Here is a 23703-nt window from a genome sequence, read left to right as displayed (position 1 = left end):
CGCCCGACGGTGAGAATCGCGCCCAAAATCATGTCCAGTGGTCTCCGAGCGCGACTGGGGCTGGAGGATCAGATGTGGCCAAGTAGTTCCGGCGAATGGGCGGCGTGGGTACAAGCGGTTGGTAGCATCATTGCCTTGCTCGTTGCACTGTCGATAGCTTGGTGGCAATCGCGAGTCGAAGAGCGTCGGCGGATACGTGAGAGCAACGAACGTGCCGTTGAAAAAGCTGTCAAAGCGTATGCGCTCCGATGCCTTCTTTTGCCTCCACTCACGTCGTGGCAAGGTGACATCTACGCCGCGAGCGACCAGCAAATTGTCCCGACTTTTCCGCCAGAGACGGTCCAACGTTACCTTTCGGACTTGGGCTTGCTGGGTGAAGCCGGCTTCAGACTGTCGAGCGTCGTTGGCGAGGTAATTGCGTTTCACGCGGAAAAGCCAACCCTCATGGACGCAATCGGCTACTCCCAGGAGATCGATGCCTGGGCGGCATATATAGAAGGAAAAGCGCCTGGGTTCCTTGAGCAGGAATACGACGCCATACTCAAATTGCTCAAAGCTATGAATCCGCCAGACGTACCGAAATAGTCGAACCTTCAGGTTACTCGCAACGTCGCGCAGGTTTGTCTTCTCAACGGTCCTTGCTCGTCGGCGCCAACTCATGCGCAATGAGCTCGGGGAACTGAGGGCGTTGCGATGTCGTGGCCGTTTGAGATCGGGAAATCCTACAATCGCCGGCAGGATATTCACGGTCCCTACGGGGGGCAGCGCCAGAGCGGGATCATTACGCCGGCTGCCTATCCAGTCGTTTTTTTGATCACCGGCGATAGTGGCCAGGCGCACGGATATTCCGACAATCTCCGGCCCGACGGAGTGTTCGAATACTTCGGCATGGGCCAGGTCGGCGACATGGAGATGACGTCGGGCAACAAGGCGATCGCCGAACACTCTGCCAACGGCAAGAGTCTCCTGCTTTTCCATGCCAACAAGGACGGCAGCCTGCAGTACCGAGGCGAATGCGTTTGCGAGAGCTATCGGACCGTGCAGGCCCCTGACCGCGAGGGCAACCAGCGTAACGCATTCATCTTCGAGCTCAGGTTTCTCGATGCCGTTGTCGAGCACGTTGAGATCGAGCCGCCTGCGGCACCAGGGGACGACCTGGCGGAACTTCGTCGGAGAGCAATGCAGGCCGCCCGAACAGTCGCTGCCGTGGGCCAAGGCCTCCGATCGATCTATCAGCGCAGCGCCGACGTCCGGAACTATGTGCTCGCTCGAGCCCGCGGTGTCTGTGAAGGCTGCGAAGCCCCCGCCCCGTTCGTCCGGCCGGATGGATCGCCGTACCTCGAGCCGCACCATATCCGCCGGGTCAGCGATGGCGGCCCGGACGACCCACACCATGTCATCGCTCTCTGTCCGAATTGCCACCGGCGCGTCCATGCTGGAGCGGACGGCAGGGTCTATAATGAGAGCTGTGGCGATCGGATGAGGCGGATTGAACCCGCCTAATTTGTAAGATCTGTCGATAAGCTCTCCCCACCCCAACGGCAGGTGATTGAAAGAGCGCAGAGACTCGGCCCAACGTCGTGAGATCATGTGGGGGACGAGGCGATGAGCAGTTCGGAACTGGCGGCCTGGGTTCAGGCTTTCGGAAGTATCGCAGCGATTGTTTTCGCATGGTGGCAAGGAAGTCGCGCCCTGCGCATCGAGCGGAAATCGCAGGCTGAAACTCGCCAGGCCAAGCGAGCAGCATTTGTTGAACTCACCGAGAGCGCGATTCAAATGCTGCAGAGCGCCAGGGACCAGATCGTGGTCGACGTTGTGAACTATTGGCATGAACTCTTATCGGCCAGGTGATTTCGAGGCACGAGCGCGGGCGTTCGAGGAACTGACCATCAGCGACTTTGACAATCCAAACGCCTACGTCTCTGTCCTGAAAATCCGAGGAGCCATGTCTCACGCCAGGGATGTTGCGGTAGGTGCACCTTGGCCGAACACGCAAGAGTGGGTTGACGGAGCGCGTCCCAATGGACTGTCCATGGTCCTCGGCGGCTCGATAGAGGCCATGCGAGAGGCGTTGAATGAGATGCGGATGCTTGGAACTGTGTGAGTTCATTCCACCTCACTCCCGCACTGAAACTTCCCTCCCCTGACGGATGGATAGTCGCCGGCATCGCAGCGGGCTTGGGATAAGCCGCAGGAGCAGAGCTCGACGGGCGGCAGGCCGGTTGCGGTCAGGCGTTCGGATGGGACTTTGAGGATGCCGATTCCACCGAGATCGTCGGGTTGCTCAATGTCCTGTTCGAGGACGACTGTTGCCTTACGGTGAAGCCATGATTTGACGATCGCGCGCTTGGTGATCGCCCGCTTCTCATAGGGGTCGTCGTCTGGCCGGCTCCACGGTTTCTCGACGAGATCAAACGCCTTAACCTCGACGACCGCACCGGGCGGAAAGTCCTTCTGCGGCAGCCGGCACTGCAGCGTCGCCTTCGTGATGCTGAGACCCTTGAGGGCTGCGAGCGTCTTCGCGCGGATGCTGCAGTCGGTCTTGCGGTGGCAGTTGTGGCAGGGATGGAGAACTGTCATATCGAAGCCCTCCATCCGATTTGACAATCGAACGATCCGATATGATTTATTGACGCAACAAGGGCGCTGCGGCTCTGGGATTGAGCGTGATGGCTTCGGGAATGCGCAAAAGAACGCTGGTTCTTGCCGCCATTGCAGTAGCAGGTTGGGCATTGGTCATGTGGGCCGGGGTCACCCCGGCTAGTTGCCCACTTACACCGATCCATTTCCCCTTCAGTTGGTCCTGCGGGATATTCCTGCCCGCTTGGTTTATATCGACCATAAGCATGGTAACGCTGTTCGGCGAAGCCTTCATGCCCTGGCTTAGGTCTAATCTGAAAGCGCGACGCGACGTCGTTCGATCGCAGCAGGAACGCGACGGCTCGTGAATTGCTTGGAGCGAAGGCCACCGCCCTCCCCGGAACCTCAATGCCGGAGGCCAGTTGTAGGGCCGAGGTACGTTCATGCACATCCATCTCTGGGCACGACCGGTCGACCTGCAAACCTATATCGGCGATTACCGTAGGATCGCCTCGACCGAAGAAGCAGTAGGTTTCCTGGTCAAAAACTGGCCAATAGACTCCCGCGGGCAGCCGGTACGCGGGCGCCAGAAATTCATCGTTGAAATCAGAAATGCCACGTCGATCGAGGATGCCCGAGCCACCTTTATTGAGGCATGCATGCATCTCGGGGTGGAGATAGTCGAAAGCCCATAGTGGCGGTGTTTCCACCCGTGGAACCAGATCCCCCCGCAGCAGTTCGATGCACGGAGGTGAGCCATGGACGTCAAAGTCTGGAGCATGCCCGTGCGGTTCGAAACCGGCATCGGCAACTACCGCATCATCACCAGCACAGAAGAGGCTTCTCGCTTCCTGCTGAACCAATGGCCGATGGAAAATGGTGTTGCCTACGATGCCGCTCGGCAAACCTGCTTGGACGCGATGGAAGGGAACGCTGAGCCCGACCAGGCGCGACAGGCGTTCATCGAGGCCTGCGATGAGGCCGGCATGTACGTGATGCAGTGAGGAAAAACCCGATGCCTGATCCGCAGAACCCGAACCCCGACGTGCCGACGCCCGAGAATCCAGCACCCACCCCACCGCCGATATCGCCGCCGCCGGATGAGAACCCTTTCCCGACGCCGCCGCCGGCGACGACACCACCGGATGAAATCCCGTTCGTGCCGCCTCCGCCGGGGAATACGCCGATCGCGCCAGATCCGAACCGGCCCGGGATGCCACCACCAACCACGCCGCCGGAGATATAGGCTGGAGATCGCTGCGCGAAGGGATTCGAGCCTGCTCTAACAGCTGCGCCCGACGGGGAACAATCGCCTCGCGCCTATGTTGAGCTTGAGGAGATACCTCATGGACAACATATTGTTTTCCCGACCTCTTGAGATCGGTAGCCTCACGATCGCCGACGCTGATCAGGCGGGTAGCTATCTGCTCGACTACTGGCCGGTCGACCATGGCGAGCACTACGAGAGCGCCAGATTTGCCTGCCTTGAGGCGGTCGCGGGGCGATGCCATCCGGACGAAGCCAGGGCTGCTTTCCTTCGCGCCGCGGAGCACGCTGGCGTTTTTGTCTTGAGCTGAGATCATGCCCGCACCTCGGGGAAACCGTCATGTTCGACGCCATCGAGAAGGCGCCCGGCGGCGCGCTTGCCGACATGACGCATGGCCGTCTTGGCACCGGGGGCTGGATCGTCGGGGGTGAACTCGCCCCATTGCTTGAAGTGGAAGGCTACGCCGGCCGCCGAGCACTGATTGCGCAGGCTGCGGGCCCAATCGGGGAGCATCAACCGAGAACCCGGTCCGCTCTCGCCCCCGGCAATCACCCAATCGATCCGCCGAGCATGGCCGTTACGGGTCCAGAGTTCGCCATTCCGGATTTCATGACGGTCCGCAATCAGCGGTGAGATATAATGCGAGCCGGGCCAGATCGAGACGCCGCGCAAGGCATCGATCGAACATCGTTCCTCATTCACACGCATCGCCGGCGGCAGGACTTTCCCACTGCCATAGCAGAGGGAGCGCAGGTCGATGGGTCCAAGCAGGGGTTCACAAGACAGAAAGTAGACGGCCGCTGGCACGGCAAGTAGATGCGGTATGCGCCGCTCGGCTTCCGTCTGGTTCTCGACCGTTGTGCCGAGCCAGATATTGCGAGGTAGGCCACCATCCCATTTCGGCCAGATCATCTTGGCGATGTTCTGGGGCCGCTTGGTCAACAGGAGCCAATCGAGCGCCGGCGTTTCCTCGATCAGTTCGAAGAGGTCGGAGCGCCAGATCTCCGGCACTTGATTGTCGAAGACATCGGCCAGCGAGGCACAGAAGACGCGATATCGAACGCCCTTGGCCTCGGCCTGCCGGTTCCATTTCAGGGGCTGACGCCAGTTCGCATCTGCGGTGCGCCGGCGGTTCCCCTGCCAGAGATCGCTCTGCCCCGTCCGCTTCGCCCAGCCTTCGGCGTAGCAGTTGTCACAGGCGAAGCTGACCTTCGTGCAGCCGACCCATGGGTTAAAGGTATGGTGCGCCCATTCGATCTTGGTGTTCTCACCCATCTTTATCTCCAGTATCCAGCTTCAAAGCGCCAACCGCCCACGTCAGGCTTTGGTCGCGCTGAAGGCGCCGACTGCATCTCCTGCTCGGCACGCCAGATTTTCAGGTATCCAATCAGGTCGACGACGCCGAACCCCGAATGGCTCTGGTCGATGAATAGCCACTTGCCCGAGCTGGGCCAGAAGTCGGCGACGCCCTCGACCCGGTAGTGGTAGGGGCCCTTCACGATGTGGTCGAAGCCATTGGCGAACAGGCGTTCAAGATCCGCTGTTTGCTGTTCCGGGCTGCGGGGGCGACGCTTTCCCATCAGAATGGGATCTCCGCGTCGGTCAGGAGGGGGGCCGGCCGAGCGGCTGCTTCCCCGCACACATGGGAAAGGGCAATGCAGCCGCCGCCGCTGACGTAGACGACAGCGGTATGGCCCCCGAGGATGCCGGCTGGCCCGCTGATGGTGAACTCGCTTGGAGCGACCTGCTTGCTGCCAGGCCAGCAGAGGATCTTGTCGCCGACCGCGTGGGCCGCATTGAACTTGTCGCAGGCTCTCTGCATCTGGGCCGGGCTGAGGCGCTTCGGGCGATTCATGCCGCGCCCCCATCAGCCTGCTTAGCGGCCTGGTCCAACCCCTTGAGGTGCGGCTCGATCTCGGCCATCTCGGCCTCGGTCAGCTTGCCCTTCCAGAACCGGAGGGCCTTTGTCCCTTCAATGGACTTGGCGCGGGCCTTCCCCAGGAGGCTGTCGTCATCCGGCAGGTCGTCGTCGTTGTGCTCGGCGTCAGCGTCATCGGTTGACGTCTCGACCAGATTGTCGGTTTCGGTTGCGGGCGTCTCGTCGACCGGCGCCTGATCCAGCACCTCGCCGGTCTCGGCGTCGACATGTTCCTGGGAGAAGCCCTCTGAAGCCGCAGGGGTCACCTTGAGCCGAGACGCGAGCGACGGCCTCGGCGTCACGTCCCGGGCGCGATCGGGGCCGAAGCTCCCAGCATCCTCGACCTCATCCTTGGCGTAGACACCGAGCAGCACGTCGGGGAAGTGCCGCCGGCAGAACGCGCGCGATGAATTGTAGAAGTGCTGCTGGTCGGGGTCGGTCTTCCAGAGCGGCGAGTTCTTCGGCAGGATCTTGTCGAACTCCGGCGACAGATACTCGACGACCTCGCCAGTGTCTTGCAGTTCGGCCCAGACCCGACACCGACGCTGACCGCCCTCCCCGAGATATTCGACCTTGAGGCGTCCCTTGATCGGCGCGCGCTGCAGGATCACCGCATGAATGAGCTGAGCCTCATAGGCCATGCGGTCGTTGACGGAATAGCTCTTGTTCGCCACCGCAAACGGCGACATCCGCCACTCGATTGCCTGGATGCAGACGGCAATGCAGGCGCCCGGGTTGCCCCGGAGATGCTTCGGCACCGCCACCTGAGAGATCGCCATCAGTTTGGCGACTTCCATGACCTGCTCGACATTGGCGAAAGCCAGGCCGCCGGCATGATCTGAAATGGCGAGGGAGTTGGTGACGTGCGGATTGACGCGACCGGCGATCTTTTCCTCGGCCGCCGTCACCTGGAGAGTGACCTGATTCATTCTGCTGCTTCCTTGTAGACGGAGCTGTCCAGTTCAGGGAGCAGTCCGTATTTCGTCTCAGTCTCGACCCGCTTGCGGAGCCAATCCGGCATGGATGTCGTGATTTCAGAGGGGTAGGCCGGCCATTCGCCGGTCTCGATGCACTTGGCGAACTTGTCGATCGCGCGCCTGTTGCGCCGGGCGCCGTAGCTGATCCATTCCGGATCGACCGGCGAGACGTTCACGGCCCAGGGGTCGCCGCCCTCGATCCAGACCAACACGAAGTCGGTCATCTCGAAGCCGAGCACTTGCCGGAAGGCTTCGCCGACGAGCGCTCCCTGGGCGTCGTAGCCCCAGGATTGAACAGCTCTCTGGATCTTGTCCGGCGAAGCGTCGGTCGTCGTCTTGATGTCGCCTGCGATGCCGTCGGATACCGGGATGACGTCCGGCCGGCATTTCAGCCAGACACCGGTCTTCTGGTCCTTCCAGAAGATCGAACGTTCGATCTGGCCCTGAAGCAGTCCAGCCTTGATGCTGGGGTCGCGCGCCAGGCTTGCCGCCATACCACGGATCGCGACCAGGTCATCCGGCACCAGCACGGTCCTGCCGGCCTCGCGCATCCCTTCTCGCCAGGCCTTTGCAGCGTCCTTCCGCCAGTCGGACCAGACATCCGGGCGCACGGCGTAGCGCTTCCTGAAATCGGACTCGCCGAGCAAGAGGGTGTGCGCGGCACGGCCGAAATCGAAGGCGTCCTTCTGCTCTTCCGGCTTCCGGTCCGGGTTCAGATAGGACTGAGCCCAATAGTGCGCGGGCGACCGGCTATCGAGCAGCCGCAAGCCTGACGAGGAAATACTGGGCCCGTCGCATAGGTCGGAGTGATAGGCCTCCATCGGAACGTCGGAATAGATGCCCGGCTTCGTGATCTTCTGGCCGTCCCAGGGAATGGCGTCGATCATTGCCACCTCCCTCAGAACTGCATCACGACGGCAGGTACTTCGCCCGCCACGATCGCTTGGATGATCTTGATTGCGAGATCTTCGTCCGCACCGATTCCGATGATGGCCTTCTTTGCTGCAGTTTTGATTTTGGTGCGGTGAGCGACGTTGGCGGCGCGCTTGGCGTCCTCGTCTGCTTTCCGCTTTTCTTCCGCGGCCTTGTCGGCCTGCTCGCGAGCGATCCGGTCAGCTTCGGCCTGACGTGCCTTCTCAGTGTCGTCCCGCTCTTTCTTGATCCTGTCCAGCTCGGCCTGATGCTTGAGGCGCTCCTGCTCGATTGCGTCCTGGCGAGCCTGCTCGGCCGCCGCGGCGATGCGCGCCTGCTCGGCTTCCGCGTCTGCCCTGGCCTTGGCGGCAAGCCGCTCTGACTCGGCGCGGGCGGCGTCCTCGGCGTCGCGCTTTGCCTGAGCCTCGCGAAGTCGATCCAGTTCGGCCTTGTCGGCCTCTTCCTGCAGCAGGCGAACATGTGTCTCGTACATCGTCGCCAAGCTCGCGGCCTTCACTGCAACTGCTTCGTCATGCCGGTCCTGGAAGACCTCCGGATCTATATCCTGCAGTCTCAGATCCTCGATACGCTCGACTAATTCAGCGGCCGTCATGCCCATGGGAATGGCCGCATTGGCGCGGAATGCTGCGATATCGTCCCTGACCCGAGTGATGCGCGCTTCCTCGGCTGTCTCCCAATCGGTCAGGGGTTTGCGAGCCTGCTTCTGCTTAGCCTCTAGAGATTCGACGATCGCATTGCGGGTCGCGTTGACCTCGGCAGTCGCCTTCCTGAAATCCTCCGTCATTTTCTTCGCTGCGGCTTCAACGGCGGTCTTCGTCCGAGTGATCTTGAATGCCAGGGACGCGATTGCCTTGCGCCCCTTCTCCGTCGTCAGGTCCGGAGCCTGGGCTGCAATATCGGCGTCAATCCGCTTGTAGAGAGATGCCAGCTTTTCAGGCTCGCGAATGACGATGGACGGATCGGCTTCCATCAGAAGCGCAATGTTCGGTTCGTCGGTCTTCTCGACAGTCTCGGGCGCCTCGGCGCGCAAAGCGGTGACGCTCATAGCCGGTTTTCCAATTTGAGCTGTTGATGGAGGAGCTTCATCAGCTGCTGATCGATCTGGCTGACGTTGCGGTGCTGGCGTTTTGCGATCCGACGCATCGCGATGAGTTCGTTCCGCTGGGCACGGATGCGAGCGGTTTTTTTCGCCAGCCGATGAGCGAAATAGGCGTCGAGCCACGCCCGGATCTGGTCAAACGGAGGCATGGCGAGCCTCCATCTGCTGGCGGCGAGCACGGGCGCCTTCCAGAGCATCCTCGAAGCAAGCAAGAACCTCGACCGGATCGAAGGGAAGCGCCGGCACCGGGCCCTTCTGGACCGTGAGCAGTTCCAGGCAGCGCGCCCGGTCGTCGAGATCGATGCCAGACACAGCGAGGAAATCGCCGATGTCGCGGACGGACTGGGCCCGGGCTACAACGGCCTGGGCCGCCGCGCCGATCGGGCGGAAGTTCGGGGGAAGCGGGCCGGTCATTCCACCCTCCCCGCAAGCCCGCAGTATCCGACCGGTTCAGCATCGGGTTTCAGCCGATGGAGAAGGTCGAATGTCGCGCCGTTATCATTGTCGGTGTGTGAGTACTGCCAGCCATCGGGATAGCGCCGGATGTATCCGGGCAGCGGAAAGACCTCGGGATTGATGTGAAAGTTTCGAAGGGTCTCTCGTAACGGCGCACCCTGCCGCCAGGCCATGCAGCCTGAACCGACACACGTCTCCCAACCGCGCGCCGAACGGTTGTGCGGCAGCATCTCGATATCGCCCTGGTGAATCTGACGCGCGTGCGGGCACCATCTCGCCTTGGCTTCGGTTTCAGTGACCAGCATCGCCGTCACTCCGCCGCGACCAGAGCGGGAGCAGCCTCAAGCCACCTGCCCTCGACAATCTCGGAAACCCAGGCGCCCACGACCTTGTAATCCTGCATCAGGCGCAGGCGGTTGCCGTCGCAGTGCAGTTCGTTGGCCGCGATGTAGTGTTCGGCCTCCTGGCAGATCGCCTTAGTGACGTCCTTGCAGGTGCCGACGGACGGATCGATCTCTAGGACCTGCAGAAGCCCCTGCCCCGCCTTGTCCTTCGGGTCGAACTCGCCGTTGACGAAGCGCTCGACGATTTCCTTGCGGGTCAGGGCAACGGCGCACTCGTCGAAAGTGACGCCATAACGTCCAAAGCAGGTCTTGGTGATGAGGTGTGGCATCTGGGCTCTCCATCCGGTTGGCACCGGGTATGGAGAAGATAATGAGCGATATTTTTATCTTGTCAACGCCGCTGGCGATAAATTTATCTTCGCAACACGATTTCGCAACACAGCAACAAAAAATCGCCCCGCCTCCGTTGACTCCTCGTTAGTCATGTTCTTGAATTGTTCTCAGTTCAGTGGGCGTCTTTCGGGGGAAGCAACGTGGCCAACATCACGTACTTCGTCGTTCTTCCATTCGTTGAGGGTGTGCGAGGGCGGCTAGTGCCGGGTCCAGCTCGTGAGGCGCGAGATCGAGACCACGCGCTCAAACTAGCTGCCACGATGGGCGTCACCGTTGGAGCAATTGCGTTTTCGCGAACGGGAGACCCAGACCTGGGAGAATTCCAGGATGCAGAAATAATCGCCGAATTCGGTCGCATTCCGCCGGCTGGGGCACAAGCCTACGCAGCTTAGCGACGTCCAACGATTACATGTATGGCCTTCACCAGCGGACGGTCGATGTTAAACTCTTCGGCCGGATTCCATTGCCACAACAGAAGCTTGCTGGGCGACCATCCTCTAAACTCCTTAATGTACCCCTCCGGTGGATCGCCCTCGACATCCGGATGAAGCTGCACGACTACATCATCTTCCCGTTTTGGCGATTTGCCGGGATGTATCCAGACAAGTTCCCCGGCCTTATATCGGGGGTGCATGCTATCCCCCTCGACATACAGGCCATACGCACCCACTACACCGCGCAGAAAATCGGGCCGCGGGATCGTTTCGACAACATCACCATTGAACTGGAAGCGCCCGTCTGCACCCCCTTTTGCCAGCCCAAGTACGTTGATGTGATCGTCCAGCATCCTTGGAGCGGGCACTGTTGAGAGAGATAAATTGGGTGGCGGCAGCACCTGTCTTTGTGGCAGAGACGGCTCCCCTGGAATGCCCTCGATCTCCTTTGGTCCTCGATTTTCGCCGAGCCAATCGACCGTTGTCTTGAGCACGCGCGCGAGGCGCACCAGCGTGTCATTCCGTGGCGACTTTGACTTGCCCTCCAAGATATTGCGGATGGCACTGGAGGACAGGCCGGCCTCGAGCGACGTCGGGGTCGGATCCAGGTGCAGGTCGTTGAGCCGAAGCTGAATTCGGCCGGCAAGTGTGCTGTCATCATTCATGAGATAATATTATCGCACACAATAATATCCCGCTTGCGCTAAATTTACCCTTGCGAAAGGGCTATTTTTATCGCATCGTTGCGATATGAGCCTGATAAGCACCCTTTTGAAACTGGCCTCGGCCTTTGCTGCTCACCGGAAACTCTCAGAATCCCGCGTGTCCACGCTGGCCTTTGGTGATGGCACCCGCTTGAAGCACCTCCGCCAAGGTGGAGACATGGGTTCTCGGCGTGTCGAGCGAGCCATCCAGTGGTTCTCCGACAACTGGCCAGATCATGCGCCGTGGCCGACCGATGTAATGCGGCCAGCCGCCTCGTTGCCTTCCGAGGTCGCTGCATGAACTCGCACGTTTTCGCCGCTTGCATTCTCTACTTCCCCGTCGCCGTACTGACGGCGATCGCCGTCGGCCGCTCTTTGAGGGAGCGCGCCTGATGCAGCCCGACGATCCCGGTATCGATCCTGATTTCGACACGCTCGCCGAGCCGCTCACGGGCGGCAATCGCGTGGTCGCGCTGGCTGCCATGATCTTCATCTGCCTCGTCGTCGCCGGTCTGATCGGCCTCGCCACTCGGTGGCTCTCATGATTTCTCCCGTCGCGTATCCCCCTCCCCGCGACGGCACTAGCCGGGTCTCCATTGGAGCCCGGCCTTTTCCTCTCGCTCTCGCGCCTTCCGCCAAGTTGCCGCTTGAGCACCTTTCCTGCCGTGAGTGCTGACCATGCAAGGTGTCACTGTTCTCCCCGATGGCCGTCATTCGATGCAATCAGCATCGTTGGATAGGTCTGGAATGTCCCACCTCCAAAATTCCTCTCACGGCAATATCAATTCCTTGTTTGGCATTTGTTCTGGTCCCGAGTTGCGGGATCGGGTCACAGCACATCTGCGGAAGATCTACCCGAACAAGCCGGCCGAACATGTCGCCGCAGCAACCGATCTTCCTGTCGATACGGTCAGAAAGTGGTTCGCTCGCCAGAACACGCCGAACGGTCCCGCGATCGTCCGTCTCGTTTTCGTCTACGGCATCGACTTCCTCTGCTCGATTATGGACGAGCCGCCGCGCTGGCTCGATCGCGCCGCCCAGGCTGAAGAGAAGGCCGCAATTGACGCCGACCTCGAGGCCCTCCTGAAACGCCGGGAGGCGCTGCGTTGAACCTGGTCCGCGCCGTCTACTTCCGGGTTGGAATTGCCTTCGCGCTGCGCCGCTATCGGCGCGCCGTTCGGCTGTCCGGTCACTACACCGATGACGCCCTGCACTGGCGAAGCGTCGCCGAAGCCCTGATCGCCAAGTCCAAATCCCCAACCGCAAACCGATAGGAGAGCCCCATGGCCCGCGGCAGGAAGAAGAAAGAGAAAGTCGAACGCGTCATCAAGATCAAGCCGTCGGAGTTCCGTGCAGCGATCAATGAGGCCTCTCGGCTGAAGGAGCAATCCGCGAGCTATAGCGGTTTCCACGGCCGCCACGTCAAGACGTTCGTCGAGCGTACCGGTTTCAGCCGCCACGCCTTCGCCGTCATCTCCAAGATGGAAAAACTCGGCGACGACCTGAAGCGCCAGTCCCTGATGGACGAGATCATTATGGGCTTTGACCTCATGGGCTGGAACGACCAGGGCACCTTGTTCGATCGCGTGACCGCCAAGCTCGAAAATGATGTCGAGAAGGAGGAAGGCGACAGCGAAGAAGATGATGCCGATCTCCGTCCGCCCTTCATGCAGAACGCGATGCCGCTCGAGGAGGCGAAGGAGAAATTCGACGCCGCGCACGAGGTTTCTGAAGCCAAGAAGGCCGTTGCCGCCAAGGCCGCAGCGAAGCCCAAGCCGGCTGATGCTCTCTCCGCCCTCGCCGGCGAAGAACCCGCCACGGCGCATTGAGGTCAGACATGGCGGCGCCCTCTATTCTCTCGATCGATTTCAGCAAATCGCGAACTGGGATCTGTTTTGGCAGGCCCGGCGAGCGCCCGACGCTGTCTTCGAAGTCTTTCGCGAGGTGGGAGGGCGCCACTCTCGATGAAGCTGCGGCAGCTGTCATCCAGTGGCTGCCGGAAGTCCTGTCCGTCTATAAACCCGATCTGATCGCCCTTGAGGCAGCCCTGCCCCCGATCGCGAGCCGGGATCAGACGTCAGCGCGCCTCGCTCTGGGCGCCGACTTCGTGATCAAGGGGGCCGCGAAGCTTCGGTCGATCCGCTGCTACGAGATCCATGGCGGCACCTGGAAGTCGGCGATCCTCGGTTCCGGTAACCTGCCGTCGAAGCAGGCCAAGGCGAAGTCGCTGCAGCTGGCTCGCGGCATGGGCCTGGAGCCGAAAGACGACAACGAGGCCGATGCCTACTGCATCTGGCTCTATGGCGTCCTGCACCTCGCAAAATTCAACGACACCGATGCCTTGGCCGCCATCGCCAAGCTGCAATGGAAGCTCGTCGCATGAACATCGAACAGATCAAGGAAGCCGCCATGCTGTGGCTGACAGGCAAGAACACCGCCGAGATCGCCGTCACCCTCTTTGTTTTCGAAAGCGACGTCGAACGGCACCTCAAGCGGATCAGGGCCGAGGCCCACCTCATCGCAGCGAGGGCAGCCTGATGGCCGTGGCATGGACTGAAGAAAAAATCGCCGTTCTGAAACGGATGTGGGCGGAGAGCGCCTCCGGTGAAAAGATCGGTACGGCCCTTGGCATCTCCCGCAACGCGGTGTTGTCCAAGGTGCGCCGCCTTGATTTGCCGATGCGAGCACCAGGCCGCAGTCATCCAGGTATCAGAAGCAAGATGCCAGGGAGCAAAGGCGGCACTCCTCAGGCGGCCCGTGCTGCCGCAGTGGCCGCTTCTGCGTTGAGCCGGAAGCCGGTGATCACCCTGGCGTCAGGTATCACTGGCTCCCTGAAGCTCGACAGGGCCTCGATTGACAAAATCGCTATCTGGTTCGGCGCCCCGGCGACTACCCCGGAGGCCTCGGCATTCGGTCCTCGCACAATTCTGGATCTTGGACGCAGGCATTGCCGCTATCCGCTGTTCAGTGGCCAGGAACCGATCGACCAGAAATTCTACTGCGGCGAGCCGAAGTTCGACGGCTCTTATTGCATGCATCACGCCCCCCTGTGCGCAGGGATTGGCATGCTTGCTGAGCGCCTTGCCCATCTGGAGGCTGTAGAGTGACAGCAGTCGCCAAACAGGCACATGTCTGGGAACGATCCAGCCTCGACTGGTATCAGGAAGAGGCCTGGTGCTCGTCGGCCTTGGCCCGGGTTGAATCCTTTGAAGGGCAAGTCTGGGACCCCTGCTGCGGCTCCGGCACAATTCCGATGATGCTGAACAAGGCGGGCGTTTCAGCCTACGGCACCGACATTGTCGAGCGCCGGCAGCGCGCAAATCCGCAAGGCCTGGACTTCTTCGAGGACGCCAAGACCCGAGAGCCCGAGAGCATCCCCAATATCGTCTCGAACCCGCCCTACTTCAGCGGCAAGGGAACGGAAGCTTTCATCCGCGCCGCATTCCCGCTCGTCCAGCACAAGCTGTGCGTCTTCGTCGACAAGCGCTTCCTCGGCGGCGACGACAGGGCGGCCGGCCTTTATGTCGAGATCCCGCCCGCTAGGATCTGGATGCTCACGCCCAGGCCCTCCTGCCCGCCTGGGGAGTATATCGCTGCCGGCGGCAAGGTCGGTGGTGGCACGGCTGACTATGTCTGGATCGTCTACGACAAGCAGGCGTCGTTCTTCGGAACGACCTGGGGCTGGTTGCGGAGGGATGCGGTATGAACGCAGTGGCCCTTCTCCCGCCCCGCCCGATCGCATCTATCGAAGCCGAACAGGCAATGCTCGGCGCGATCATGCTGAACAACGAGGCCTATGGCGCAGTTGCCGACGTCGTTAAACCGGACGACTTCTATGAGCCACTGCATCGCACGATCTTCGACCTCATCGGCCGGCAGATCCGCGACGGGATCAAGGTCGACGCGCTCACCCTTCGCAAGTCGCTCCCGGACGTCGAGATCGCCCCTGGCGTCCACATCCAGCAATATCTGATCCGACTCGCCGCTGAGGCCACAACAGTCATCGGGGCTCGCGACTATGGCCGGTTGATCCGCGAGGCCTACGTCGCCCGCCAGATCGCCGCTGTCGGCGAAGATCTCCGCGCTGCGCCTGATAACGCCAAGACAACTGGCGAGGCCCTGGACGAAGCCTGGAAGCGCCTGGACAAGCTTCGCGAGGATTCCCAGGAGAGCGATGATAAATCCTCTACCGTCGGCGAGGCCGCCCAGAGGGTCGCCCAGCGCATTACGGAGATCAGGGCAGGCAAGTCCGAGTCCGTCGTCAGTACCGGGCTCGCCGAATACGACAAGGCGATCGGCGGCGGGTTCCGCGCTGGCCGCCTCTATGTCCAGGCCGGCCGCCCCGGGCAAGGCAAGACCGTTCTGGCCCTAGCGCAAGCGCGACGCATCGCGCGCGCCGGTCACGGCGTCATGTTCTTCAGCTTAGAGATCGACGACGAAGAGACCGCGGCCCGCGTCATTGCTGCTGAGCTGGCCCGATCCTCGAGCCCGCTGACCTATCGCGACATCCTCACCGGCCAGGTTGACGATTATAACCACGAACGCGTCTCGGAGGCCGCGCTGCGCATGCAGGAATGGCCTCTCCGCTTCGACTGCACCGGTGGTCTCTCCATGGCCCAGATCGCGGCCCGGGCCCGGATTCAGAAGGAACGGCTCGCGAAACAGGGCAAGGAGCTCCGCGTCGTCTTCATCGACTATCTCGGTCTTCTCAAGGTCGCCGATCGCTACAAGGGCAACGCCACGATCGAGCAAGGCGAGCTCGCCCTCGCCGGCAAGAACCTCTCCAAGGAGCTTGGCGTCGCCGTAGTCATGCTGGCCCAGCTCAACCGCGGCGTCGAGGGGCGAGAGGACAAGCGGCCGACAATGGCCGACCTCCGCCAATCTGGGAACATCGAGGAGCATGCCGACAGCGTCGGGCTGCTCTTCCGGCCGGCTTACTACCTGGAAAAAACGCCCAAATACAAAGCCGACGATCCGGACGCGCTCGACGAGATGCTCCGCATCAAGAACGACTTCGAACTCATCATCGACAAGAACCGCCTCGGCCCGACCGGGACCCGCCATTTCTGGTGCGACGTCTCGTTGAATTCGGTCGAGGACAAGACGAGGTACTGACCGTGGCCAGGATCCGCACCATCAAGCCCGAATTCTGGTCCTCGGAGCAGGTCATGGAGTGTTCGCCGAATGCTCGTTTGCTCTTCATCGGCCTCTGGAATTTTGCCGACGACGCCGGCCGGATGACGAACTCGGCCAAGCGCATCAAGGCACAGATTTTCCCTTCTGACGATTTTTCATCGGAGAGCGTTCGCCGAATGATCGACGAACTAGCGGCGAACGATCTCGTACTGATCTACACCGTTGAAAATGTTGAATATATCCAAGTCACGGGCTGGAAACACCAGAAGATCGACAAGCCTCAGCCGTCGAAAATCCCCGCCCCCTCGACGAATGCCCCCCCAGTTATCAAGCCCCGTTCGCCGAACACTCCCCGAACGGTAGTCGACGGAAGGGAATGGAATGGAAGGGATCTTAAGGGAGAAGAACCAAATCCTGATCAGCAGCAGCCTGTAGGCCGCGCGTCGCAGGCTGCGCTGCTTGAAGATCTCGAAATCAAGTGCCGGGAAGCAGCTGGGATTGAAAACGATCCCTCCCCTGGATTGCTGGTCATCGGGCCTATAGCCGACCTGATCGAAGCCGGGTGGTCTCTGGATCGCCACGTCCTGCCGGCGCTGCGCTCAGCCAAGGCCGGGGGCCGCAAGGGCAAGACCTGGACCTACTACGCCAAGATCATCACCGATGGCGCCGCTGAGCCGCCCAGGGCAGCCGCGCCGCCTGCCGAGCAGCCCAGGCCTGAACTGACCGAGCGCCACCTCGTCCAGCAAGCCCGACAGTACATCGAGCGCGGCAACGACTGGCCGTTCAATTCGCCGCCACCGGGTGCGCCCGGAACCAAGATCACCCCCGAAATCCTCGAAAGAGCCCGTGCCGAAGTCAGCGCGGAACGTCAACGCCGAGCTCGCAGTGGAGAAGCAGCATGACCCCCGATACCGACGAATTTTACCTCGTCTGGAATCCAAACGGCCACAACCCGCAGCATCGCCACACGAGCTACGAGTCGGCGGCAACAGAGGCCAAGCGCCTGGCCGAACAGAACCGGGGCCAGAGCTTCTTCGTCCTGGCCGCCCTCGCCTTCGCCAAGGTCCGAGATCCAGTCGAATTCACCACGATCAACCGCGATCTCATCCCCATCTGAGGTGCCACGATGACCGCCGCCAAGCCCAATGAAATTTCAAAGCAAACGCTTGATAAAAAAACTCCAAGCGATCTGACGCCTCGTGACAGGCGCGTTTTGATCGCTCACCTGGCCGCCGAGGGTCAAACTTTGAGGGAAATCGGGAGGCGTTTGGGGATCTCAGCCCAGCGTGTCAGCCGCATCGCCAGGGGCGCCGGAATACCGCTCGGGCGTCAGGGTGGCACCGGCCTCGTCAGCACGCATGTGCCGTTCCGGCTGAAGTCGGCGCTCAGGCAGCAGGCTGAGGCCGCAGGGGTCAGTGTGAGCGCCTATGTCGCCAGGGTGCTCAAGGCCGTGTGTGAGGATGCGACGGTGGCGAAGCGGACACTCGGGCGTGATGCGATGCCGGTGCGGGCTTATCGGAAGGGGGCGGGGTGATGGGCCTACGCCTCGAAGCGCACCCCTGCCCCGCCCTGGCGCATGTCGCCAGGTTCAAGGAATACGACGCCGGCCGCTCGGAAGGCATCCTGAATCGCAGCCAGGGTGCTCGCCTTTGCATCGGTGACGCCGCGCTCGATGTTCTTGATCGAGATTTCGGAAACGCCAGACGCTTCTGCCAGCTCGATTTGCTTCCAGCCGACGAGCGCCCGAGCGGCACGGATTTGGGCCGGGGTGATCATGGCCGCAAGGTATGTGGCGGTAGCGCCCAGGTCAATCACGATGAACCTCACGTATATTTTTATCCTTGAAGGCGCCCACAATATACGCTAGGGATATTTGTGTAAACTTTTTCAGAGGCGCATGATGTCTCCTCCCGCTTCGCCTTCGACGCTCCTCACGATCATGACGCTCTGCCTGATGGGCTACCTGACCGCTCTCGGTATCGGCGCGTTTTGCCAGGGATTGACGCCATGACCTCAGACCTCACCCACCCCGACATTGAGAAAGACGCAGAGATACGGGCTTTGGCGGAAGGTGGAGATATGACCAAATTTGCAAAGCTCTCTGAAATCAAAGCCGGATCGAGGCTTGTCGCCGATGGCGGCTTCGACTGCATCGAGCAGGGAACTATCCTTATCGTTTGCGACAGCGGTGATGGTCTCTATGTCCCTTGCGCCTGTGGCGAGCACTATCTTGAGGGGCAGCTTGATTTCGACGACGACGATACGCTGATTGGCCTCTCCGCCTTCGACCGCGCCATCGCGGCAGCGGAGGGCGGACGATGACCAAGACCGAGACCGGCGGGGCGTTTCCCGCGCATACCCCTACGCCGTGGTCGCTCCTTCCGCCCGACACCGACGCGAATGGTTATCACCTTGTCGTCGGCGGTACCGGACAGAATTACGGCCTCGTCGCCACCGTCACGCTGCGCACCGATGCAGAGCATATCGTCACCGCCGTAAACGCCTACGAGCCCGACCAGGCTAGGATTGCGGAGCTGACCGAGGCGTTACTGTGGGCCATGGACGAAATTGACGTTCTTTCTAACAAGCTGTTCGGCTTCGCCTACCCGCAAGGAATGGCGTTTGGGCATCGTGAGGGTCAGCTTCCGAAATATGAACAAGCCATTCGTGCGCGTCGTGCCGCCCTGGAGAAGCGTCATGTCTGATCGGGAAGCTTTGATCCAAAAGCTGCGTGACCTCTTCTATTCATATCAGGACAGCAGCGACGGCGACGCTTTGGAAGAAGCGATCGAAATCCTTTCCGCTCCCGCCCTCGCCAGCCAGGAAGGCGCGCAGGCGGGGGAGGTGGATGCCGATAGATCGCTATTGTTGAGACAGCTAAAAAGCTGCGTCGACAAGCCGATGCGGAATATGGAGACATTCCCCTACATCTGTCGCAGGGCATATGAGGCGCTCACCACCCCACCCGCCCCCGACGATGCAGTGCGGGCGGTGGTGCTCCAGGAGGTCCTGGGTTGCCGGACTTTCAATGATCGCGGCGAATATGCGGGCTGGAATATCACCAAGCTGAACCGGCTCGTCGGAAATGACGGCCGCTTCCCCGTTGGGCGGTGAAGCATGACCGCCCCTCGCTGGCAAGTCACCTATCCCAACACCTTCCGCGACACCCTCGTCATCTGGGCTCTCATGCCTTTCGCGGTGGCACTGGTGTGCTTCGCTCTGGCGATGCTCTTTGTCGAGGCTGAGATGCCGAGGAGGGGGATGTGAGCGTCTATGTTGATGACATGTACCGGTTCCCCATGGGGCGCTTCGGTCGCATGAAAATGTCGCACATGATTGCAGATACAGAAGAAGAGCTTCACGCCATGGCCGATCGGATAGGCGTGCAACGCAGATGGTACCAAGGCGACCACTACGATGTGTCGCTTGAGAAGCGCGACAGAGCAGTTGCTTGCGGCGCTATCGAGATATCCCTCAGGGAAATGGCTCTGAAGCGAAATCCCCGCCTGGCTGCCAGGATCGAAGCCATTCGGGCCGAGCGTGAAGGGAGACTGGCATGACCACCACAAAGGAAGCTGCCGGGCTCGTGGAGAGGCTGGAGCGCCTTATGACGAGAGCTGAAAATGCTTGGTGGGTGGAGCTAAGCCTTCTCCTACGTCGCATGCCTAAGACCGTGGAACTTCACGCAAGGATTGGAGAGCTGGGCATCGCGCCTAATGGCTCGGCAGAAGAAGCATTTCTACGGGACGGAGACACAGACAAATTTGCCGAGACAGAATGGGACTCGTGCCAAGTCCGTTGTCTAGACGGAAGGGATAGCCAACTATGACAGACCAGAAGGAATATTACGCCGGGCTAGTGGAGCGCCTAAAGAAGCCTGCCCCGCCCTTCGGCATGGAAGAATACGACCCGACATTCGATCTGCGCCAGGAAGCCGCCCACGAAATCCGCTCCCTCCTCGCCCAGGTAGAAGAGCTGCGACGGGAGAGGGACGAGGCGCGGGCCAAACTGTTCCCGTATGCCGACGCCTCAGAGATTTCAGGCATGTCATGGAATGGCATTTATCTTATCGGTGACAAGAAAAGCATCGCGGAGCTAAGCAGGATCGAGAATACCGCAGCACAGATTGAAGTCTACCGCCAAGCCTTCAAGGAACGCTTAGCCGTTGCCGAAGCCCGCGCCACCAAGGCTGAAGCCGAGGCTGAAACGTTATCTCTGGCCTACAACCTTGAACTTGAGGCGCGAGAGAAGGCTGAAGCCGGGATAGCGGAGGCGGTCAGGCTGTTGACGGACTTGGTGCCACCTCCGGGCTTTCGTGAGACTGGTCGCATAAACGTAGACGGCCAAATCCCTGTCGACATGCATCTTCGAACAGCCCGCGCCGCCCGCGCCTTCGTGGAGAAACACAAATGACCGAGCGTGGACCAGAAGAGCAGCGCCTGCTTGATCGGCTGAAAGACTGCACCAGTTTTCATGCCAGTTGGGGGCCGAAGGCGCACGAACTTACGCGCGAAGAGCGAGCCGGGGTCATCAATGACGCCCTTGACCGCATCGCGGCCGGCGATTGCGAGGTTGTCGATTTTGGCGACGCCAACCACCCTTTGAAATCGAAGCGCCCACAGGTCGATGTCCGGGAGTTGGTTGCCAACCTTGGGAAGGATACTCAATGACCCGTACAGACCTTCTCGACCTGGCCGAGCGCGTGGAAGCCGGGAGTGGCGCCGATGACAATCTTGACCGTGATGTTGCCCTTGCTACGGGCCTCGTGGAAGTGCCGCATCCATTCCCCGATCCGGACCGGATATACAGCGAGTATCGGCGCCGCAATCCGGATGGAAGTCATAGCACCGGATCGTTCTATGTCATGATTAACCGCGTTTCTTCCTCCCTCGATGCCGTCGAAGCGCTGCGCGAACGCTTGCTGCCGGGGAGCGTGATCACTGTGAAAGCTGTGACAGATTATGTCACATGCAGCGTCAGTTACGCCGGGCGCTGGTCGTCGATACCCGCGCGCAGGGCAGAAGGCGCCGCCCCCACCGAGCCAAGAGCCAGATTGGCCGCGCTTCTGCGAGCCTATGCCGAGACGGTGGGAGGGTGAGATGTGGCTGCCAGACGCAATGGAACAAGCTATGTCATCAACGGACAGGGAACTTGTAGAGCGAGCCTCCAGCCACACAGGCAAAGCAGATTTTAATGAGGTGCTCTGCGACTGCATCCAACTGGCACACCGCTTCTCCGAAGCCCGCGCCGAGGCTCGTGCGGCAGCGCTTGAGGAGGCGGCGAGGGTGGCGGAGACCTTCTTCACCAATCCCCACGCAACAGATCTCTCAGCGCGGGCACTTACGGCGGTGACCGCCCGTATCCGCGCCCTGGTCGAGGAATCCCCATGATTACGGAAAAGATGATCGAGGCGGGGGCTAGGGCGCTATATGCCGTCCAATGGCCAGGCTATGATTTAGAGCGCCAGTCAGATGCGACCAAAAATCTTTACCGGAAATGTGCCACCGCCGCCCTCGAAGCGTCCGAGCGGGCTGCGTGGAGGCCTATCGAGGCGGCGACCCGCGAACCCAACCGACAATGGCTTGCGTCCTCGCGCGAATGGCAATGCCCCGCCGTCATTCAATGGGTGGAGTACGACGCTGAAGCCGCCGAGGAATTGGGCGAGCCTGGATACTGGGCCTATGTCGAGAGCCTGATCGGCGATGCGGCCGGCGCCGCTGATGAGGCGGAACTCGTCCGCCCCCTTCCATCACCACCGGAAGCCCCGAAGGGGGAGGAGTGAGAGATGGTTAGCTCCAGGCAAAGCATTCGTGACCTGCTGTCCGAAGGACTGGACCTGTGTGTCCGCGCTCGAAACATGGATGCTATCGACCGGCGTAACAATACGCTCGCAATTTCGAAAGATGCGGAGGAGTGGTTGTCGTCGGGCGCATTCGATCGCCATGTTGAACGGCACAACGCCAAGAACCCCGACGCGCCAATTTCAACCAGATCCGGCACCATCGCCCTGTGGGTTCAAGAGCAGTACGATACTGATCTGGCCGACTGGGAACGCCGCGCGCGCCGCGCTTTGATGGAAGGGCGTGAAGAATGACCCCGCACCCTCCTCCTTCTCGCGCTCATGCACTGGAGCTGACTACTACGCTGACCGACGATGATTTACGGAATATTCGCACCAAAGCCGAAATGGATAGCAAGTCCATGGGGCATCAAGCCACTTTTCAGCCCGGCACTGTTTTAGATCTTCTCCTTGCGATCGATCAGGCGCGAACTGACGGATTTCGATCCGGTCAATCTTCAATGCGCCGCCGAGCTATCGACCTCTGCAACAACTCAGCTGGGCTCACGGACGACCAATACCGGCGGCGGAGCCAAGCATGGAATGATGGCGTTTTGGACGTTGCAGCAGCACTCCGCAGCCTACCAATCCAAGAAGAGGAGTCCCTCTCCTGATGCTGGCCCCCTACCCCTTTGAAGACCAAGCCGATGCTTGGACGCCCGAGCTCGTAATGGAGCGCATGGTCGAAGCGTTCGAGACGTTGCGACGTGTGCCTGCTTCAGTAGGCCCCAAGGCGTTTGGAAACGGATGGCCTGCTGTCATTCACGACCTGGCCGACATGATCCACTGGGAGCCGGGGAAAGAGCCGCGGCGCTTGCCCCCTTCCCTTGCCCAAATCACTCGGATGGAAGAAGCACTGGCCTGGCCTTCACAGATCCTCGCTGATCAGCCTCTAGCGGCCGACGCGCTGAACCTGTGGGCGATGTGCAAGGCCTGGGGGCGGTCTATCGACGGGGTGCTACAGGGCCGGGCCCGGGAAGCCGCTGAGATCGCCCGGGTCGTCGAGCGCGAGATCAATCAACGGCGTGGCATCGAGCGCAAGCAGACCGCCGGCGAGGTAGCCGCCTGGGCGAACCTGAAGCTCGCAGCCGCCGACGGCGAACGTGTCGAGCGCATCCGAGCGAATGCCGTCATCCGCCTCGAGCGCGAGCTGGCGAAGAAGGGGATCGTGTCTGCTGTCGTGATCGTGAAGCCCGCAGAGTGTTCGCCCGATAAGGTGATCAGCCGGACGAGCCTGGATCGGTGGCGGTTTGTGGGGGCACGGGTGATTGCGGAGGCTCTATCTCAGCAACCCTAATCATCATACTCGATAAAAGGCGGAGCTCCTCTCCCTGTTCCGTATATGTAGTTATTGTCTATGTACCATTGCCCGGGCTCTCGAGGGCCGAAAATATGACCTTGATCGATGTAATAGAGCCCACTGTTCTTGGGTCCATATATATGACCTCTATCTATATAAAACTGACCGCTCAATTCCGGTCCATAAATATAGTTCCTGTCTATATAATATTTACCAGATTCTGACATTTGCACCTCTCCAGACAGGGCTCCGCTAGAACAGGAAGCATTGAAACTCGTGACACAGCCGTTAATTCGGCGATGCCAAATTACTTCCTCGGTAAA

At 60.8% G+C, this 23703-nt stretch carries 44 protein-coding genes; 30 read left to right on the top strand and 14 right to left on the bottom strand.

The features are described 5' to 3' along the window. The first annotated feature begins 72 nt into the window (after positions 1-72). The 3 genes from ACN6KF_RS07585 (at position 73) to ACN6KF_RS07575 (ending at position 1851) form a co-directional block, all read left to right on the top strand. Positions 73-585 carry a hypothetical protein gene (locus ACN6KF_RS07585; RefSeq protein WP_434956260.1) on the top strand — a complete coding sequence of 171 codons (513 nt, stop codon included), beginning with the start codon at positions 73-75 and terminating at the stop codon, positions 583-585. Between the two features lie 108 nt (positions 586-693). Next, positions 694-1503: an HNH endonuclease gene (locus ACN6KF_RS07580; protein WP_434956259.1), complete on the top strand. Its 810-nt coding sequence runs from the start codon at positions 694-696 to the stop codon at positions 1501-1503. Between the two features lie 102 nt (positions 1504-1605). After that, on the top strand, positions 1606-1851 hold the full coding sequence (locus ACN6KF_RS07575) for a hypothetical protein (RefSeq protein WP_434956258.1): 246 nt from the start codon (positions 1606-1608) through the stop codon (positions 1849-1851). A gap of 255 nt (positions 1852-2106) precedes the next feature. Here ACN6KF_RS07575 and ACN6KF_RS07570 read toward each other — a convergent pair whose 3' ends face one another. Both ACN6KF_RS07570 and ACN6KF_RS07565 read right to left on the bottom strand, forming a co-directional pair. Continuing rightward, positions 2107-2580 (bottom strand): hypothetical protein, encoded by a 474-nt coding sequence (locus ACN6KF_RS07570; RefSeq protein ID WP_434956257.1) that lies wholly within the window; start codon positions 2578-2580, stop codon positions 2107-2109. Between the two features lie 46 nt (positions 2581-2626). Beyond that, entirely contained in the window at positions 2627-2875 is a 249-nt protein-coding gene (locus tag ACN6KF_RS07565; RefSeq protein WP_434956256.1) for a hypothetical protein, read from the bottom strand. Between the two features lie 148 nt (positions 2876-3023). Here ACN6KF_RS07565 and ACN6KF_RS07560 point away from each other — a divergent pair, with 148 nt between their 5' ends. The 3 genes from ACN6KF_RS07560 to ACN6KF_RS07550 all read left to right on the top strand — a co-directional run bounded on the left by ACN6KF_RS07560 (position 3024) and on the right by ACN6KF_RS07550 (position 4157). Further along, on the top strand, positions 3024-3275 hold the full coding sequence (locus ACN6KF_RS07560) for a DUF982 domain-containing protein (protein WP_434956255.1): 252 nt from the start codon (positions 3024-3026) through the stop codon (positions 3273-3275). Between the two features lie 63 nt (positions 3276-3338). Continuing rightward, positions 3339-3584, top strand: coding sequence for a DUF982 domain-containing protein (locus tag ACN6KF_RS07555; protein WP_434956254.1), 246 nt, complete (start codon positions 3339-3341; stop codon positions 3582-3584). Between the two features lie 342 nt (positions 3585-3926). Continuing rightward, the gene (locus tag ACN6KF_RS07550) at positions 3927-4157 is read left to right on the top strand and encodes a DUF982 domain-containing protein (RefSeq protein ID WP_434956253.1); all 231 of its coding nucleotides are present in this window, start codon (positions 3927-3929) and stop codon (positions 4155-4157) included. A 2-nt stretch (positions 4158-4159) separates the two neighbouring features. Here ACN6KF_RS07550 and ACN6KF_RS07545 read toward each other — a convergent pair whose 3' ends face one another. The 11 genes from ACN6KF_RS07545 to ACN6KF_RS07495 form a co-directional block, all read right to left on the bottom strand. Continuing rightward, positions 4160-5122, bottom strand: coding sequence for a phage Gp37/Gp68 family protein (locus ACN6KF_RS07545; protein ID WP_434956252.1), 963 nt, complete (start codon positions 5120-5122; stop codon positions 4160-4162). A gap of 2 nt (positions 5123-5124) precedes the next feature. Further along, positions 5125-5427, bottom strand: a complete 303-nt coding sequence (locus ACN6KF_RS07540) for a hypothetical protein (RefSeq protein WP_434956251.1) — start codon at positions 5425-5427, stop codon at positions 5125-5127. Beyond that, positions 5427-5702, bottom strand: coding sequence for a hypothetical protein (locus ACN6KF_RS07535; protein ID WP_434956250.1), 276 nt, complete (start codon positions 5700-5702; stop codon positions 5427-5429). The genes ACN6KF_RS07540 and ACN6KF_RS07535 overlap by 1 nt, the downstream gene beginning before the upstream one ends. Further along, the gene (locus tag ACN6KF_RS07530; RefSeq protein WP_434956249.1) at positions 5699-6673 is read right to left on the bottom strand and encodes a recombinase RecT; all 975 of its coding nucleotides are present in this window, start codon (positions 6671-6673) and stop codon (positions 5699-5701) included. Before ACN6KF_RS07530 ends, ACN6KF_RS07535 begins: the two co-directional genes overlap by 4 nt. Before the next feature lie 17 nt (positions 6674-6690). Next, positions 6691-7629 (bottom strand): PD-(D/E)XK nuclease-like domain-containing protein, encoded by a 939-nt coding sequence (locus ACN6KF_RS07525; protein WP_434956248.1) that lies wholly within the window; start codon positions 7627-7629, stop codon positions 6691-6693. Positions 7630-7640: 11 nt separating this feature from the next. Beyond that, complete coding sequence (locus ACN6KF_RS07520) at positions 7641-8720, bottom strand: hypothetical protein (RefSeq protein WP_434956247.1); 1080 nt, start codon at positions 8718-8720, stop codon at positions 7641-7643. After that, positions 8717-8923, bottom strand: coding sequence for a hypothetical protein (locus tag ACN6KF_RS07515; RefSeq protein WP_434956246.1), 207 nt, complete (start codon positions 8921-8923; stop codon positions 8717-8719). The genes ACN6KF_RS07520 and ACN6KF_RS07515 overlap by 4 nt, the downstream gene beginning before the upstream one ends. Continuing rightward, entirely contained in the window at positions 8910-9188 is a 279-nt protein-coding gene (locus tag ACN6KF_RS07510) for a hypothetical protein (RefSeq protein ID WP_434956245.1), read from the bottom strand. The genes ACN6KF_RS07515 and ACN6KF_RS07510 overlap by 14 nt, the downstream gene beginning before the upstream one ends. Beyond that, on the bottom strand, positions 9185-9535 hold the full coding sequence (locus ACN6KF_RS07505) for a hypothetical protein (protein ID WP_434956244.1): 351 nt from the start codon (positions 9533-9535) through the stop codon (positions 9185-9187). Before ACN6KF_RS07505 ends, ACN6KF_RS07510 begins: the two co-directional genes overlap by 4 nt. Before the next feature lie 5 nt (positions 9536-9540). After that, the gene (locus ACN6KF_RS07500) at positions 9541-9903 is read right to left on the bottom strand and encodes a hypothetical protein (protein WP_434956243.1); all 363 of its coding nucleotides are present in this window, start codon (positions 9901-9903) and stop codon (positions 9541-9543) included. A 452-nt stretch (positions 9904-10355) separates the two neighbouring features. Beyond that, positions 10356-11066, bottom strand: coding sequence for a LexA family transcriptional regulator (locus ACN6KF_RS07495; RefSeq protein WP_434956242.1), 711 nt, complete (start codon positions 11064-11066; stop codon positions 10356-10358). Positions 11067-11497: 431 nt separating this feature from the next. Between ACN6KF_RS07495 and ACN6KF_RS07490 the strand changes: the two genes are divergently transcribed. From ACN6KF_RS07490 to ACN6KF_RS07435, 12 genes are all read left to right on the top strand, one after another. Further along, positions 11498-11650, top strand: coding sequence for a hypothetical protein (locus tag ACN6KF_RS07490; RefSeq protein ID WP_434956241.1), 153 nt, complete (start codon positions 11498-11500; stop codon positions 11648-11650). A gap of 133 nt (positions 11651-11783) precedes the next feature. Beyond that, positions 11784-12215: a hypothetical protein gene (locus ACN6KF_RS07485; protein WP_434956240.1), complete on the top strand. Its 432-nt coding sequence runs from the start codon at positions 11784-11786 to the stop codon at positions 12213-12215. Continuing rightward, on the top strand, positions 12212-12379 hold the full coding sequence (locus tag ACN6KF_RS07480; protein WP_434956239.1) for a hypothetical protein: 168 nt from the start codon (positions 12212-12214) through the stop codon (positions 12377-12379). Before ACN6KF_RS07485 ends, ACN6KF_RS07480 begins: the two co-directional genes overlap by 4 nt. A gap of 9 nt (positions 12380-12388) precedes the next feature. Beyond that, on the top strand, positions 12389-12934 hold the full coding sequence (locus tag ACN6KF_RS07475; RefSeq protein ID WP_434956238.1) for a hypothetical protein: 546 nt from the start codon (positions 12389-12391) through the stop codon (positions 12932-12934). Between the two features lie 8 nt (positions 12935-12942). Then, a complete protein-coding gene (locus ACN6KF_RS07470) occupies positions 12943-13488 on the top strand; it encodes a hypothetical protein (protein WP_434956237.1) in 546 nt (181 codons plus the stop codon). After that, positions 13485-13643 (top strand): hypothetical protein, encoded by a 159-nt coding sequence (locus tag ACN6KF_RS07465; protein WP_434956236.1) that lies wholly within the window; start codon positions 13485-13487, stop codon positions 13641-13643. Before ACN6KF_RS07470 ends, ACN6KF_RS07465 begins: the two co-directional genes overlap by 4 nt. Next, positions 13643-14212 (top strand): GcrA family cell cycle regulator, encoded by a 570-nt coding sequence (locus ACN6KF_RS07460; protein ID WP_434956235.1) that lies wholly within the window; start codon positions 13643-13645, stop codon positions 14210-14212. Before ACN6KF_RS07465 ends, ACN6KF_RS07460 begins: the two co-directional genes overlap by 1 nt. Then, the gene (locus ACN6KF_RS07455) at positions 14209-14811 is read left to right on the top strand and encodes a hypothetical protein (RefSeq protein ID WP_434956234.1); all 603 of its coding nucleotides are present in this window, start codon (positions 14209-14211) and stop codon (positions 14809-14811) included. Before ACN6KF_RS07460 ends, ACN6KF_RS07455 begins: the two co-directional genes overlap by 4 nt. Further along, complete coding sequence (locus ACN6KF_RS07450) at positions 14808-16220, top strand: replicative DNA helicase (protein WP_434956233.1); 1413 nt, start codon at positions 14808-14810, stop codon at positions 16218-16220. Before ACN6KF_RS07455 ends, ACN6KF_RS07450 begins: the two co-directional genes overlap by 4 nt. Positions 16221-16222: 2 nt before the next feature. After that, positions 16223-17143: a hypothetical protein gene (locus ACN6KF_RS07445; protein ID WP_434956232.1), complete on the top strand. Its 921-nt coding sequence runs from the start codon at positions 16223-16225 to the stop codon at positions 17141-17143. Continuing rightward, positions 17140-17358 carry a hypothetical protein gene (locus ACN6KF_RS07440; RefSeq protein ID WP_434956231.1) on the top strand — a complete coding sequence of 73 codons (219 nt, stop codon included), beginning with the start codon at positions 17140-17142 and terminating at the stop codon, positions 17356-17358. The genes ACN6KF_RS07445 and ACN6KF_RS07440 overlap by 4 nt, the downstream gene beginning before the upstream one ends. A gap of 9 nt (positions 17359-17367) precedes the next feature. Next, positions 17368-17775, top strand: coding sequence for a sigma factor-like helix-turn-helix DNA-binding protein (locus ACN6KF_RS07435; protein ID WP_434956230.1), 408 nt, complete (start codon positions 17368-17370; stop codon positions 17773-17775). A 5-nt stretch (positions 17776-17780) separates the two neighbouring features. On the opposite strand, the gene ACN6KF_RS07430 is transcribed toward ACN6KF_RS07435, so the two are convergent. After that, a complete protein-coding gene (locus ACN6KF_RS07430) occupies positions 17781-18068 on the bottom strand; it encodes a helix-turn-helix domain-containing protein (RefSeq protein WP_434956229.1) in 288 nt (95 codons plus the stop codon). Between the two features lie 180 nt (positions 18069-18248). Here ACN6KF_RS07430 and ACN6KF_RS07425 point away from each other — a divergent pair, with 180 nt between their 5' ends. The 12 genes from ACN6KF_RS07425 to ACN6KF_RS07370 all read left to right on the top strand — a co-directional run bounded on the left by ACN6KF_RS07425 (position 18249) and on the right by ACN6KF_RS07370 (position 23377). After that, positions 18249-18563, top strand: a complete 315-nt coding sequence (locus ACN6KF_RS07425) for a hypothetical protein (protein WP_434956228.1) — start codon at positions 18249-18251, stop codon at positions 18561-18563. Continuing rightward, entirely contained in the window at positions 18560-18946 is a 387-nt protein-coding gene (locus ACN6KF_RS07420; RefSeq protein WP_434956227.1) for a hypothetical protein, read from the top strand. Before ACN6KF_RS07425 ends, ACN6KF_RS07420 begins: the two co-directional genes overlap by 4 nt. Then, complete coding sequence (locus tag ACN6KF_RS07415; protein ID WP_434956226.1) at positions 18939-19355, top strand: hypothetical protein; 417 nt, start codon at positions 18939-18941, stop codon at positions 19353-19355. The genes ACN6KF_RS07420 and ACN6KF_RS07415 overlap by 8 nt, the downstream gene beginning before the upstream one ends. A 3-nt stretch (positions 19356-19358) precedes the next feature. Further along, positions 19359-19508 carry a hypothetical protein gene (locus ACN6KF_RS07410; protein ID WP_434956225.1) on the top strand — a complete coding sequence of 50 codons (150 nt, stop codon included), beginning with the start codon at positions 19359-19361 and terminating at the stop codon, positions 19506-19508. Then, positions 19505-19801, top strand: coding sequence for a DUF4031 domain-containing protein (locus tag ACN6KF_RS07405; RefSeq protein ID WP_434956224.1), 297 nt, complete (start codon positions 19505-19507; stop codon positions 19799-19801). The genes ACN6KF_RS07410 and ACN6KF_RS07405 overlap by 4 nt, the downstream gene beginning before the upstream one ends. A 265-nt stretch (positions 19802-20066) precedes the next feature. Further along, complete coding sequence (locus ACN6KF_RS07400; RefSeq protein WP_434956223.1) at positions 20067-20654, top strand: hypothetical protein; 588 nt, start codon at positions 20067-20069, stop codon at positions 20652-20654. After that, on the top strand, positions 20651-20911 hold the full coding sequence (locus ACN6KF_RS07395) for a hypothetical protein (RefSeq protein ID WP_434956222.1): 261 nt from the start codon (positions 20651-20653) through the stop codon (positions 20909-20911). Before ACN6KF_RS07400 ends, ACN6KF_RS07395 begins: the two co-directional genes overlap by 4 nt. Continuing rightward, positions 20908-21339 (top strand): hypothetical protein, encoded by a 432-nt coding sequence (locus tag ACN6KF_RS07390; RefSeq protein ID WP_434956221.1) that lies wholly within the window; start codon positions 20908-20910, stop codon positions 21337-21339. The genes ACN6KF_RS07395 and ACN6KF_RS07390 overlap by 4 nt, the downstream gene beginning before the upstream one ends. A 100-nt stretch (positions 21340-21439) precedes the next feature. Further along, entirely contained in the window at positions 21440-21631 is a 192-nt protein-coding gene (locus tag ACN6KF_RS07385; RefSeq protein WP_434956220.1) for a hypothetical protein, read from the top strand. After that, on the top strand, positions 21628-22023 hold the full coding sequence (locus ACN6KF_RS07380) for a hypothetical protein (RefSeq protein WP_434956219.1): 396 nt from the start codon (positions 21628-21630) through the stop codon (positions 22021-22023). Before ACN6KF_RS07385 ends, ACN6KF_RS07380 begins: the two co-directional genes overlap by 4 nt. A gap of 3 nt (positions 22024-22026) precedes the next feature. Then, positions 22027-22335, top strand: a complete 309-nt coding sequence (locus tag ACN6KF_RS07375; RefSeq protein WP_434956218.1) for a hypothetical protein — start codon at positions 22027-22029, stop codon at positions 22333-22335. Between the two features lie 358 nt (positions 22336-22693). After that, positions 22694-23377, top strand: coding sequence for a DUF6362 family protein (locus ACN6KF_RS07370; RefSeq protein ID WP_434956217.1), 684 nt, complete (start codon positions 22694-22696; stop codon positions 23375-23377). Positions 23378-23703 lie beyond the last annotated feature (326 nt).

It is taken from the genome of Labrys methylaminiphilus subsp. lupini, assembly GCF_051161885.1.
In the GTDB taxonomy this organism is placed as follows: Bacteria; Pseudomonadota; Alphaproteobacteria; order Rhizobiales; family Labraceae; genus Labrys.
Note: the sequence above shows the minus strand (reverse complement) of the source record. Positions and strands in the feature narration are given on the sequence as shown.